Raw genomic sequence first — 13,210 nt, 5'->3', positions numbered from 1 at the left:
TTGGCGCAAAAAGCTAGAAAGGTTGATCTCACATGGCAAAACGTAAACTCGTGTTTATCGGAAACGGCATGGCGAGTATGAAATGTATCGAGCATATCGTAAAGAATCAGCCAGAACGCTATTCCATCACGATCATTGGAAAAGAGAAGCACCCGGCCTACAACCGAATAAAACTTTCATCGGTTTTACAAAAAAGTGAATCATTGTCTCAAATTGAACTAAAGCCAAAAGAATGGTACACCAAACATGACATCACCATCCAAACAGGCGAAGCAGTTGTCCACATCGATACAAAGCGTCAATTGCTCATGACAGAAGCACGCCGGAATATCCCGTATGACAAACTGGTTATCGCCACAGGCTCATCGCCTCATTTTCTACCTATACAAGGCGTATCCAAAAAAGGGGTCTATGCTTTTCGTACGATTGACGATTATGAGGCCATTTACGCTGATTCTTTACGCTATGAGCGTGCAGCAGTCATTGGAGGTGGTGTACTTGGTGTGGAAGTGGCCGCTGGTTTACAGATCGCTGGACTGAAGACAACCTTGATTCATCACACGGATTGGCTTATGCAACGCCAATTAGATGAAACCGCTGCAGGGCTTTTGTCTCAACAATTAAGTCGCAAGGGGATTCAGGTAAAAACAAATGCTCATACGATTGCATGTTTAGGAAACGAGAGAGTAGAAGGCGTTCTGTTAAAAAGTGGAGACATCGTGGATGCTGATCTCGTGGTTTTCACAACAGGGGTCCGTCCGAATATAGAGCTTGCAAAACAGCACGGCATTCATACAAGAAAAGCCATTGTTGTAAATGATGTCATGCAGACAAACGTTGAGAATATTTATGCTATTGGAGAATGTGCAGAGCATAAGGGAATGGTGCACGGTCTTGTGCAGCCTATTTATGAACAAGCAAACGTGCTTGCGAATCATTTATTAGATGAACTGGTCACGAATTTACCTCCTGCCATTTATTCAACAAAATTGAAAGCAAATGACATATCTATTTATTCTGCTGGCAGTATTGTAAACCGATCCCCCTCCGCTTCAGTGGTGACTTACTTAGATGAAGAACAAGAAGTATATAAAAAACTAGTGTTTGAACATGATGTGCTCACAGGCGTTGTATTAGTTGGTCAACTTGAGAGAGCTGAGCAGCTTTTGCAGGATGTAAAAGTGGGGCGTGATAAAAGCGTAGTCATGAAATCACTGAATGAAGAGCAGATATCCCCTTTAGATTCATTAAAAACAGAGGATCTCATCTGCCAATGCCACACGGTGACGAAGGGAGCGATATTCAAAAGCATATCGGTCCATCAGCTGACAAATTTAGAAGAGATAAAAAAACAGACAGGGGCCGCAACGGGCTGCGGAGGCTGTCAAGAGCTTGTTCGTGCCTGCTGCCATGTCTCATCAAATCAGCTAACGGAAGCACTGGACACGTTTTGCTCGTGCACAAATGTAGAGGAAGAGACCATTTTTTCGTATGTAAAAAAGCAGCAGCCGCTGAATGAAGAGCAAGTAAGAAGACAATTTGATTGGATGACAGATAACGGCTGTGACAAGTGCCGAGCAGCCATTCCATACTATCTTGAGCAGTTTCAAGATCTTTTCGTAAAAGACAGCCCATCAGATCATGAGCACATACTAATGCCTCAGTTATATGGTGGCCGTCTTGATCTGACATTTTTACAGATGATAACCGGATTATTAGAGCAAAAGCAAATTCAGCACGTAGAACTAACGGAGAATAAACGAATTCGGCTGATCGGTATTTCACAAGAGGCCGACCATATTGTAAAAGAACATGGACACATCATGCCACAAGAAAGCAAGAGACTTTCTCATGTTCTATCATGTGATTGTCGTCACGATCCATCTGTCACAACACTTGTCATGGAGATCGAAAGACAACTAGAAAACACGCTTTTACCTGCAGTCACATCGATTCATATCGCTGGTCCTTCCTGCGTATGTCATTTCAGCCCCATCTATGACATCTGCATCAAGAAGCAGCTGGATGAATGGGACATTTATATAGGAGGCAGCATACGTCAACCTAAGGCAGGTCAGCTTTTTTATTCTGTGAGCCGAACGGATGAGCTGATTCCTTTTTTAAAAGCACTGCTTGAAGACTATAGAAAACGTGCATATTTTCAAGAATCTATTGGAGACTGGATCCAAAAAAACGGCATCATTTCCATCCGAGAAAAATTGCTCGATGAGGAAATGAGAGAAGAGCTCTGCGAGCAATTTGAGCAAAGTAGACAAAAGGGTGTGAATGTATGAATCAATCTTTTTTACAATATGTGCAGCAAACATCAGAGCAGCAAGAGCGAAAAAGGGTGTTCCCATCTCAATGTCCGTTTTGCAGTATGCAGTGCAAAATGCAATTAGTCGAGCAGCACGCAGAAGGGCGAACACGCTACCAGACGATAGGTATTCATAATCCAACCACGTTCGGCAGGATCTGTATGAAAGGGCAGCATGCCCACCAGCACGCACTGCACAAGGAACGATTGAATCACCCCCTCATCAAAAGAAACGGTCAATTTGTCAAAGTGACTTGGCAAGAGGCACTTGACGAAATCAAAGCACGCACTCAAACCCTTCAGACGGAACATGGGAACGATGCTATCAGTGTGTATGGTAGTGCATCGATTACAAATGAAGAAGCTTATTTACTCGGAAAATTTGCAAGGGTCGCCCTTAAAACGAAATACATTGATTACAATGGAAGACTGTGTATGTCTTCAGCAGCAACAGCAGCTAACCAAACATTTGGACTTGATCGGGGTCTAACCTTTCCGCTTCGTGACATCAAGCATGCCCGGGTTTTACTATTGGTTGGAACCAATATAGCGGAATGTCAGCCGACCCTCATACCGTATTTGGAAGAAGCTAAAAAGAACGGGGCATTTCTCATCGTGATCGATCCGCGAAAAACAGCAACAGCCAAACTAGCTGACTTACATGTCAGCTTAAGGCCTGGGTCAGATGCTGCACTCGCAAATGGAATCTTACACGTCATGCTTCATGAACAGTTACTAGACGAAGAATTTATTAAAAAACGAACATCAGGTTTTCAAGAAATGAAACAGCATATTTCACACATGTCCCTGCAAGACATTACGCAGCAAACCGGTGTATCGATGAAAGTCATTCAAAAAATAGCGAGAAAATTCGCCCGCGAAAAAACAGGCATGATTCTGACTGCAAGAGGCATTGAGCAGCAAATAGACGGGACAGCATCCGTTCGTAATTTCCTGAATATTCTGCTTGTTACTGGGAAGATTGGCCGGATTGGGTGTGGCTATGGTGCCATTACTGGGCAAGGAAATGGACAGGGTGCAAGAGAGCATGGACAAAAAGCAGATCAGCTTCCTGGTTACCGTGATATCACAAACCCAGTACATAGAAAAGAAATGGCCGAAATATGGAAGATCGATGAAAAAGAACTGCCTGGAAAAGGTGTATCTGCTTTTGAAATGTTTGAAAAAATGCAGAAAGGAGAGATAAAAGCGCTCTTTTTAATGTGTTCTAATCCTGTTCAATCAGGTCCGCATGCAAGCTTTATCAAAAAAGCCATCGAGCAGCTGTCCTTTTTTGTCGCAATTGATTTATTTATCTCTGAGACGGCTGCACTCGCAGATGTTATTTTACCAGCTTCGTCATATTTAGAGGACGAAGGGACCATGACGAACATAGAAGGACGCGTTACGCTGAGAGAAGCAACCTATCCACTCAAACACCAAAGAAAGCACGATTGGCAAATCATTTGTGAAATAGCAGCAGTATTAGGCAAAGGCGGCTCTTTTTCTTTTTCATCTGCAGAAGACATCTTTGAGGAATTGAGAACAGCAACGAAAGGAGCCAAAGCCGATTATTCCGGTATGACCTATGACAGGTTAAGGAAGACGCAAGGCATATTATGGCCCTGCTCTCATTTGGAAGACCGAGGAACAGAAAGACTATTTGAGCATCAATTCTCACATCCTGATAAATTAGCAAAATTTGCAGTCGTTGCACATGGACAACAGGGTGCAAAAGAACCAGTCAGTCCAGAATATCCACTCTATTTAACGACCGGCAGGGTGATGGCTCATTACCAAACGGGCGTTCAAACAAGAAAAAGCACCTCTCTTGTTGCCCGGCAGTTTGAAGCTTATGTAGGGCTTCATCCTGACACAGCCGAAGCTTATGGACTTCAGCACGGGGAGCTCGTCACCATCCAGTCAAAACGAGGTAGTGTCATCATGAGGTGCCACATAACAGATAGCATCCGAAAAGATACTGTGTTTGTTCCGTTTCACTGGAATAAACATCAATCAATTAACCTATTAATTGGTAAACAGTTAGATCCACACAGTAAAATGCCAGGTTTTAAATATTGTCCTGTACAGCTGTCAGCCTACAAGAATTGAAAACTATGTGAGAAATTTTAACATGTATTTTCCATCTTTGTTTAGATTATGGTACTTTCTAAAAAACGATCACATGAGGGGTGTTTTTCATGAAAGAAAAACTCGTATTAGTAGGGAATGGTATGGCTGGTATCCGAACGCTCGAAAACATTTTAAAAACAGACAATGAACGATTCGACATGACTGTATTTGGAACTGAGCCGTATCCTAACTATAATCGGATTCTTTTATCGAAAGTTCTCCAAGGGGATACAAAGACAGAGGATATTACGTTAAACGATTGGAATTGGTACAAAGAACATCATATTCAGCTGTTTACAAATGAGACCATTGTGAAGATCGATCCAGACAATCAAACCGTTATGAGTGATCAAGGACGGACCGTGCATTATGACCGTTTAATTTTAGCGACAGGGTCCCTCCCGTTCATCCCGCCCATTCCAGGGAGCGATAAAAAAGGGGTAACAGCTTTTCGTACATTACAAGACACAGAGGAAATGGTCAAAGCATCTATGATGTACAAAAAAGCAGCCGTCATTGGAGGCGGGCTCCTTGGACTTGAAGCCGCGCGTGGTCTACTAAACTTAGGAATGGAAGTGACCGTCATTCATCTTGGCTCTCATCTAATGGACCGGCAGCTCGATCCGGTGGCAGGTCAGCTTCTGCAAGCAGCTTTAGAAAAACAAGGCATGAGCTTTCTATTAGGAAAACAGACAAATGAGATTTTAGGAGATACAAGGGTAGAAGGGCTAACATTTTCAGATGGTTCTACATTAGAGACAGATATGGTGGTCATGGCAGCAGGAATTAAACCGAATCACAAGCTTGCCGAAACGAGCGGCATTGAAGTGAACCGGGGGATTATCGTCAATGATTTCATGGAAACAAGTGTCCCGCGGATTTACGCAGTCGGAGAATGTGTTGAACATAGAGGACAAACGTACGGTCTTGTTGCGCCATTATACGATCAAGCAAACGTGCTTGCGAAGCATGTTTGTGATATGGCCCCGACGCCTTATGAAGGATCTGTACTATCGACACAGCTAAAAGTATCAGGGGTTGATGTATTTTCAGCTGGAGATTTTATCGAAAACGATGAGAAAAAAGCGATTAAAATTTTTGATGAACAGCAAGGTATTTATCAAAAACTAGTCTTCCAGCAAAACCGATTAGTCGGCGCCGTCATGTTTGGAGAAACAAGCGATGGACCACGTTTATTCTCGTACATTAGAGAAGGTGTTGATATGTCAGATATGGAAAAAGTATCTGTCTTAACATCAAATGAGCTGGCGCAAGAAAACACGATTGAACAAATGGCAAACGACCATATCGTTTGTGGCTGTAATGGTGTCTCAAAAGGTCAAATAGTGGCAGCTATTCAAAAAGAAGGCCTAACGACTATACAAGAGGTCAAGCAATGTACAAGTGCTTCTCGGTCATGCGGAGGCTGCCAACCTGTTGTGGAAGAGATTTTATGGCACACTTTAGGCGATGATGCAAACCGCACTGCGCAAAAAGAAACCATCTGCGCCTGCACCACCTTATCAAGAGATGAAGTGATTCATGAAATAAAAGAGAAAGGTTTGCAGCATGTCAAAGAAGTGATGAATGTACTTGACTGGGAAACAGAAGAAGGCTGTTCAAAGTGCCGGCCTGCACTGAATTACTATTTAGGGATGATGTATCCGCTTGACTACAAAGATGAAAAAAGCTCGCGATTTGTGAATGAACGAATGCATGCCAACATCCAAAACGATGGTACCTATTCGGTCGTTCCACGTATGTACGGAGGCGTGACAAATGCTAATGACCTGAGAAAAATAGCGGATGTCGTTGACAAATATGAGATACCGCTTGTGAAAATGACTGGAGGGCAGCGAATCGACCTTTTAGGTGTCAAAAAAGAAGATTTACCAAAAGTATGGGCTGATTTAGATATGCCGTCTGGTTATGCTTACGGAAAATCATTAAGAACCGTCAAAACTTGTGTTGGAGAACAATTTTGCAGATTCGGAACGCAGGATTCCATTTCTCTTGGGATCGCACTTGAAAAGAAATTTGAAGGACTTGCCACACCGCACAAAGTCAAAATGGCCGTATCAGCCTGTCCAAGAAACTGTGCTGAATCTGGGATTAAAGATCTTGGCATCGTAGGTATCGATGGGGGATTTGAATTGTATGCTGGCGGGAATGGAGGGACACATTTACGAGCTGGAGACTTATTAATGAAAGTAAGTACAGCAGAAGAAGTAGAACAAATGGCCGCAGCCTACCTTCAATATTACAGAGAAACCGCAAATTATTTAGAGAGAACATCCGCTTGGGTTGAACGGCTTGGATTGAATCATATCCAAACGGTCCTGCTAGATGACAAGAAACGTGCAGCACTCATCGAAAGAATGGACATCGCACTTTCAACTTATGAAGAACCGTGGCAAGAGATTCGAGAGAACGAAACAGAAACAAGACAATTATTTCAAAAGGCAACTGCTTCCGTCTAAATCAATTGAAGGGATGAGATCAGATGACAGTTTCAATTGTAAAAGTTCATATTGGTACAATATCAGATTTTCCATTGCAGCTAGGGAAAACAGTCGCAGCCGGTCCACTTGAATTAGCTGTTTTTCAAACCTCTAACAAGCAGTTCAAAGCCATTGAAAATCGCTGTCCTCATAAAGGCGGTGTACTAGCTGAAGGAATGGTGAGCGGAGATCATGTCTTCTGTCCAATGCATGATTGGAAAATCAACCTTTCATCAGGAAATGTTCAAGAACCAGATCATGGATGCGTGAAAACATATGAAGCATTGGTTGAGGGAGACGACGTCTTTATTTTACTGCCTTCATAAATGGTTTAGAACCTTCCTTTCCTGTACATGCTGTAAGTACATGCAGTGAGAAAGGAAGGTATATGTGTGCCATTTTTTAATATTTTGATTGAACTCTTTATCGGATTTTTCGCTTTATTTTCCATTACAAAGCTATTAGGGAAAACACAATTTGCACAAATCACGCCGTTTGATTTTATTTCTGCACTGATTTTAGGGGAGATGGTTGGTAACGCCATTTTTGATCCAGAAGTCAGCGTGCTACATATCCTTTTTGCAGTTGCAGTCTGGGGCGTTTTAATCTACACAGTTGAATGGCTTTCACAAAAATTCAAATCCATTCGCGCTTTTTTAGAGGGAAGACCGACTCTTGTGATTGATAAAGGAAAGATTCACTACAATCGATTAAAGAAAAATATGCTTGATTTAAATCAGCTGCAGACGCTGATTCGAGCGAAAGGGCATTTTGCTCTTAATGAAATTGAATTTGCCATTTTGGAAACGGATGGGTCTGTGAGTGTGCTTCCGAAAATGAAATATGCACCAGCTACAGCCGAAGATGTGAACGTGAAAGGAAAAGAAGTCACATTGCCTAGAACGTTTATTATCGACGGAGAGATTTTAAAAAAAGATTTAAAGGAAGCTGGATTTGATGAAGCGTGGCTGAGAGAGCAATTGAAAAAACAGCACATATCCTCCTATAAAGACGTCCTATTTTGTGAATGGATTGAAAATGAAGGAATTTATGCGATGAAATATGAAAAAACATCCACAACCTAACACAGTGGATGTTTTTTTGTGTTTTTTTGTTTTATAACTGAATAGGATCAAAAAGAATACGTCAATGAAAACGTTCACAATATAAGGGGGAGATGTGTGATGAAGTATGGAAAACGACTGCTGATGATGGTATTGGCCTTACTGCTTTTTGACTCAGCTTATGCGCAAGCAGCTGGACACAACCATCAAACAAACCGCGTGCTTATTGTCGACCAAAAAGGAAATGGGACATTTCGAACGGTTCAATCTGCCATTGATGCGATACCAGTGAACAATCAACAGCAAACGACGATATATATTAAAAATGGTGTGTATAAAGAAAAGATTCTCCTTCCGCAAAATAAGCCGTATGTGTCCTTTATTGGAGAAAATCAGTATCAGACGATTCTGACGTATGATGATACAAATGCAAGCAGCGGGAGCACAACCAATAGCTCTAGTACAATGATTCGGGCAAATCATTTTTACGCAGAAAATATCACGTTTCAAAATACAGCTGGCCGAAACGCAGGGCAGGCGGTTGCCCTTTATGTATCCGGGGACCGGGCTGTGTTTAAACACGTACGTGTTCTCGGTTATCAAGATACACTTTATGCCACAGGCACAGGGAGACAATATTATGAAGATTGCTATATCGAGGGCACGGTTGACTTCATCTTTGGTTCAGCAACGGCTGTATTTAAAAGAGCTGAAATAAAAAGTCTTGGAAATGGATATATTACAGCGGCATCCACAACAGAAGCGCAAAAGTATGGCTACGTTTTTATTGATTCCACGTTAAATAAAGGAACGTCTGCGTCTCAATCTGTGTACTTAGGCCGTCCGTGGAGACCTCATTCGGCTGTCACGTTCCTCCAAACAAAAATGGATGAACATATTAAAGCTGAGGGATGGCATAACTGGGAGAACAAAGACAACGAAAGAACGGCTAGATATCAAGAATATGGATCAACGGGCGCAGGGAGTCATGTGGCAAACCGGGTGAAGTGGTCAACGATATTAACAAAAAACGAAGCAAGTCAAATCACCGTTCAAGCCGTGCTTAGCGGAAGCGATGGCTGGAATCCTGAAAAAAGGTAAAAGAGGCTTGTCAGTTTTCGTCAAAGAAAGCTGACTTTTCTGTTTAAAAAACCTTTGAGAACAAACGTTCTTTTGTGTATAATGAACATAATCTGCTAAATTTGGCTGCTTTTCTAAAAAGGAGGGATTGCGTGAAACGTTTCTCACAGGTCATGTTTTTACAACTATGTATTTTGTCGATGTTATTTCTCCCTTTTTCAGTGAAAGATGAACAACTAACAGCTCATGATGATCAATCAAAATGGATCACTTCTTTAGACGAATTCATTCGAACAGCACCTGATTTAGAGGGCGCAATTGCTGGCATCAGCGTACGCGATACTTCTGACACTTCTCTTCTTTATGAACATCAAGCGGACATCCGTCTGACTCCTGCTTCTAATATGAAATTACTCACATCTGCTATCGCACTCGATCTACTGGGTGAAACACACACTTTTCCAACAGACGTTTGGATAGATGGTTCAATTCACAAAAAAACATTGCACGGCAATCTTTATCTCCGAGGCTCTGGAGACCCGACATTGTTAGAAAGCGATTTTGCCGCATTAGCCAAACAAGTCAAAAAGGCCGGAATACATACGATTCGTGGACAGCTTGCAGCTGATGATACTTGGTTTGATGACACAAGGTATTCCATCGATCTGCCGTGGAGTGATGAAGATCAATATTACGGCGCTCAAATATCTGCTCTTACTGCTTCACCGAATGAGGATTATGATGCAGGGACGATCATTCTCGAAGTTAAGCCGGGAAAGAAAGCAGGGCAGAAGGCCAGCTATGAGATGATCCCGAAGACTGACGTCGCTCAAGTTGTCAATCAAGTGAAAACTGTGCCAGAAGGCGGAAAGAAGAAAATATCTTTTAAACGCTCTCACGGTACAAACAAAATTACACTGACTGGAACGATTCCGCTAAAAGCATCCTCGTCTAAACAATGGGTCGCATTATGGGAACCGACAACGTATGCTTTAGACTTAATGAAACGAGCATTAAAGGCTGAGGGGATTCAGCTGAAAGGACCACTCAAAACAAAACAAGTTCCTAAAAAAGCGAAAAAAATCGCTTCCCATACATCAATGCCTTTATCCGATCTTCTTGTTCCGATGATGAAATTAAGCAACAATACACATGCAGAAATTCTGTTAAAAGAACTTGGGAAGCGGGTAAAGAACAAAGGGAGTTTTGACAAAGGGCTTGACGTGCTGAATGAACGTCTTCCTGCCTATGGCATAGATGCATCTATGACTGTGTTGAGAGACGGATCAGGCATATCACCGATTAACCTTGTTTCTGCAAATCAATTCACGTTATTTTTGACAAACATTCAAAAGGAAAAATGGTTTAACACCTATGTCCATGCACTTCCGTTAGCTGGGGCAAGTGAGCGTATGGTGGGAGGTACATTAAGAAATAGATTGAAAGAACCAGCTACACTAGAAAAAGTGCGTGCAAAAACAGGTACACTATCAACGGTCAGCACACTATCTGGATATATTGAAACGCAGAGTGGAAAAACGCTTGCTTTTTCCATCTTATTGAATCATCTCGTTGATGACGAAAAAGGAAAAGAGATAGAAGACCGAATTGTCAGCATGTTAGCTGAGGATCTTTAGACAGAGAAGGAGAACCATCATGACGTTAGATAATAATCAATCTTTAGTAAAAACCATGTCGATCTTTCTAATTCCACTTTTATTAAGCAATATTTTGCAATCAATTGGACAGCTTGTTTCCATTGTGCTTGTCGGTAGATGGATTGGAGAGGATGCAGTAGCTGCGATTTCGGCATTCTTTCCACTTTTCTTTTTACTTGTTTCTTTTTCCATTGGGATTGGATCAGGGAGCTCGATCCTGATTGGACAAGCATACGGAGCAAAAAATGAGCAGAGGTTAAAGGAAATTATCGGTACAACGCTTTCGTTCACCTTTTTAATCGGACTTTCTTTAGCTGTCATTGGAGGTTTTTTTGCCACAGATATTTTACATTTGATGGGGACACCTGCAAATATTGTGGAGGAAAGTGCGGCATATGCCAGAATCCTATTCATCTCCATGCCCATCTTATTTCTTTATTTTGTCTATACAACTTTTTTACGAGGAACAGGAGATTCGAAAACTCCATTTTATTTCTTAATGATTAGTACAGGAACAAATATTTTACTGCTACCGATTTTATTATTCGGCTGGCTTGGATTACCGGCATTTGGTTTATATGGTGCTGCGTATTCTTCTGTGATTTCTACAATCGTTACGTTTATCATTCTTCATATCTACCTTTATAAAACAAAGCACCCGCTGCGCATTGATGCGTCGGTTAGAAAGCATCTATTGATGAAAGGGGATTTATTAAAAACGCTATTAAAGTTAAGTATCCCTTCTAGTATTAATATGATTCTCATTTCTTTATCAGAAATTGCTGTCATTTCTTTTGTCAACGATTATGGATCACAGGCAACAGCAGCCTATGGCGTTGTCAATCAAGTCGTAAGTTATGTACAGATGCCTGCAGTGAGCCTTGGTATTGCGGTTTCTATTTTCGCCGCACAATTCATTGGCGCAGGAAACATGAATCGTTTGAAAGATGTCATTAAAATTGGGCTGGGGCTAAACTTTGCGATAGGCGGATTGATTATTATTTTCGTCTATATTTTCGCACCACAAATTTTATCTATCTTTTTAACAGATCCTGCAACGATTGACATTGCATATAGTTTGGTCGTGATTACCCTATGGAGCTATCTCATTTTTGGAACAGCACAAATCGTTGCAGCCACAATGAGAGCAAGTGGAACAGTTCTATGGCCGACCATCTTTAGTATTTGTTCCATTTGGCTTGTTGAAGTACCAGTGGCTTATGTGCTATCACACCATACATCGCTTGGGATCAAAGGAATATGGATAGGATATCCTGCAGCCTTTTTTGTAAACTTATTGCTCCAATATGGCTATTATCGACTGGTATGGAAGAAAAAGCAGATCGTTGCACTTGTCCAATCATAATGTGAGCCTATCATCTGGCATATACATACGAAGATCGATTACTTTGTAGGGGGTATGATCTTCTATGTTTTTAAATCAAAGAAGTGAGCTCAGTTCGTATGATATAGGTGACTACACTTATGCTGGACCAAATTTTCAAGTCTTGACGTGGGGAGAAGGAACAACGCTGAATGTAGGGAAGTTTTGTTCCATCGCAAACGAAGTAAAAGTTTTTCTTGGTGGTGAACACCGAACAGATTGGGTCACCACATATCCCTTCAATCAAATTTTCACAGATGCTGCCCATATTGAAGGACATCCACGATCAAAAGGGGATGTGTGTATAGGGCACGATGTTTGGATTGGATATGGAGCAACAATCATGTCAGGAGTACAGATAGGAAACGGGGCAGTCATTGGAGCAAATAGTCTGATTACAAAAGATGTGCCTCCATATGCGATTGTCGCAGGGAACCCGCAGCGGCTCATGAAATATCGGTTTTCTTCTGATATCATTGAAAAACTTCAGTTATTAGAATGGTGGAATTTAGAGTTTTCTTTCATACAGTCTATTTTTCACCTCTTGCAATCTCCTGATATTGACCGTTGTATAAGCGTAATTGAAGATAGAAAAAAGAAAGGCTGACAGAGCCTTTCTTTTTTTATCTTCGTTTCACTTAGCTGAGTCTGATGATGGTAAGTGATGCACCGGTTGCACCACCACCTATTAGAATGGCTGTTACAACCGCTCCGAAAAATTGTAATGAAATTGTATTTCCTGCTGTTAAATTGACAATAACTGTATTGCTCATAAAAGTTGTGGATACGGCAGAGGACTGAATTGAACCTGGAATAGCAGTTGATCCATTCAACCATAGCCTTGTGCTCACTAAAAGTGCAGTAGTGGTATTTACTTGATATGTGATATAGTATTTACCTGTTTGCTGGACTGTGAATGTATCATTTGAACCATTCGGCGTAAATCCATTAATATTTTGATTACTTGGTAAAGCAATGTTCGTACCACCAGCAATAGTAATGATTGTAGGACCTGTTGTATTTCCAGCATAAAGTGCCGTATCAGTTGGACCGCTAGCTCCAGTGGCACCAGT

At 41.5% G+C, this 13,210-nt stretch carries 10 protein-coding genes; 9 read left to right on the top strand and 1 reads right to left on the bottom strand.

Translation table 11 applies throughout. The features are described from left to right. Positions 1-32 precede the first annotated feature (32 nt). The 9 genes from nirB (BA79_RS12950) (at position 33) to BA79_RS12910 (ending at position 12,744) form a co-directional block, all read left to right on the top strand. Positions 33-2,294: a nitrite reductase large subunit NirB gene (gene nirB / locus BA79_RS12950; RefSeq protein ID WP_025207474.1), complete on the top strand. Its 2,262-nt coding sequence runs from the start codon at positions 33-35 to the stop codon at positions 2,292-2,294. Next, entirely contained in the window at positions 2,291-4,429 is a 2,139-nt protein-coding gene (gene nasC, locus BA79_RS12945; RefSeq protein ID WP_025207473.1) for an assimilatory nitrate reductase catalytic subunit NasC, read from the top strand. The genes nirB (BA79_RS12950) and nasC overlap by 4 nt, the downstream gene beginning before the upstream one ends. A gap of 89 nt (positions 4,430-4,518) precedes the next feature. After that, positions 4,519-6,930, top strand: a complete 2,412-nt coding sequence (gene nirB / locus BA79_RS12940; protein WP_017358862.1) for a nitrite reductase large subunit NirB — start codon at positions 4,519-4,521, stop codon at positions 6,928-6,930. Between the two features lie 23 nt (positions 6,931-6,953). After that, positions 6,954-7,277, top strand: a complete 324-nt coding sequence (gene nirD / locus BA79_RS12935; RefSeq protein WP_008346593.1) for a nitrite reductase small subunit NirD — start codon at positions 6,954-6,956, stop codon at positions 7,275-7,277. A gap of 66 nt (positions 7,278-7,343) precedes the next feature. Then, positions 7,344-8,036: a DUF421 domain-containing protein gene (locus BA79_RS12930; protein ID WP_008346595.1), complete on the top strand. Its 693-nt coding sequence runs from the start codon at positions 7,344-7,346 to the stop codon at positions 8,034-8,036. Positions 8,037-8,135: 99 nt separating this feature from the next. Beyond that, positions 8,136-9,116 (top strand): pectinesterase family protein, encoded by a 981-nt coding sequence (locus tag BA79_RS12925; protein WP_008346597.1) that lies wholly within the window; start codon positions 8,136-8,138, stop codon positions 9,114-9,116. 131 nt (positions 9,117-9,247) lie between these two features. Next, positions 9,248-10,732: a D-alanyl-D-alanine carboxypeptidase/D-alanyl-D-alanine endopeptidase gene (gene dacB / locus BA79_RS12920; protein ID WP_008346599.1), complete on the top strand. Its 1,485-nt coding sequence runs from the start codon at positions 9,248-9,250 to the stop codon at positions 10,730-10,732. Positions 10,733-10,751: 19 nt separating this feature from the next. Further along, the gene (locus BA79_RS12915; RefSeq protein WP_035703202.1) at positions 10,752-12,119 is read left to right on the top strand and encodes an MATE family efflux transporter; all 1,368 of its coding nucleotides are present in this window, start codon (positions 10,752-10,754) and stop codon (positions 12,117-12,119) included. Positions 12,120-12,183: 64 nt separating this feature from the next. Further along, a complete protein-coding gene (locus BA79_RS12910; protein ID WP_035703200.1) occupies positions 12,184-12,744 on the top strand; it encodes a CatB-related O-acetyltransferase in 561 nt (186 codons plus the stop codon). A 31-nt stretch (positions 12,745-12,775) separates the two neighbouring features. Here BA79_RS12910 and BA79_RS12905 read toward each other — a convergent pair. After that, positions 12,776-13,210 (bottom strand): BclA C-terminal domain-containing protein (locus BA79_RS12905; protein WP_035703196.1); only part of this gene is annotated, 435 nt, incomplete at its 5' end.

Source organism: Bacillus altitudinis 41KF2b, assembly GCF_000691145.1.
Classification (GTDB): domain Bacteria; phylum Bacillota; class Bacilli; order Bacillales; family Bacillaceae; genus Bacillus; species Bacillus altitudinis.
Note: the sequence above shows the minus strand (reverse complement) of the source record. Positions and strands in the feature narration are given on the sequence as shown.

Excerpts from the sequence above, each read along its gene's own strand:
- nirB (WP_025207474.1), top strand. The coding sequence starts at position 33 with ATGGCAAAACGTAAACTCGTGTTTATCGGAAACGGCATGGCGAGTATG.
- nasC (WP_025207473.1), top strand. The coding sequence starts at position 2,291 with ATGAATCAATCTTTTTTACAATATGTGCAGCAAACATCAGAGCAGCAA.
- nirB (WP_017358862.1), top strand. The coding sequence starts at position 4,519 with ATGAAAGAAAAACTCGTATTAGTAGGGAATGGTATGGCTGGTATCCGA.
- nirD (WP_008346593.1), top strand. The coding sequence starts at position 6,954 with ATGACAGTTTCAATTGTAAAAGTTCATATTGGTACAATATCAGATTTT.
- BA79_RS12925 (WP_008346597.1), top strand. The coding sequence starts at position 8,136 with ATGAAGTATGGAAAACGACTGCTGATGATGGTATTGGCCTTACTGCTT.
- BA79_RS12915 (WP_035703202.1), top strand. The coding sequence starts at position 10,752 with ATGACGTTAGATAATAATCAATCTTTAGTAAAAACCATGTCGATCTTT.
- BA79_RS12910 (WP_035703200.1), top strand. The coding sequence starts at position 12,184 with ATGTTTTTAAATCAAAGAAGTGAGCTCAGTTCGTATGATATAGGTGAC.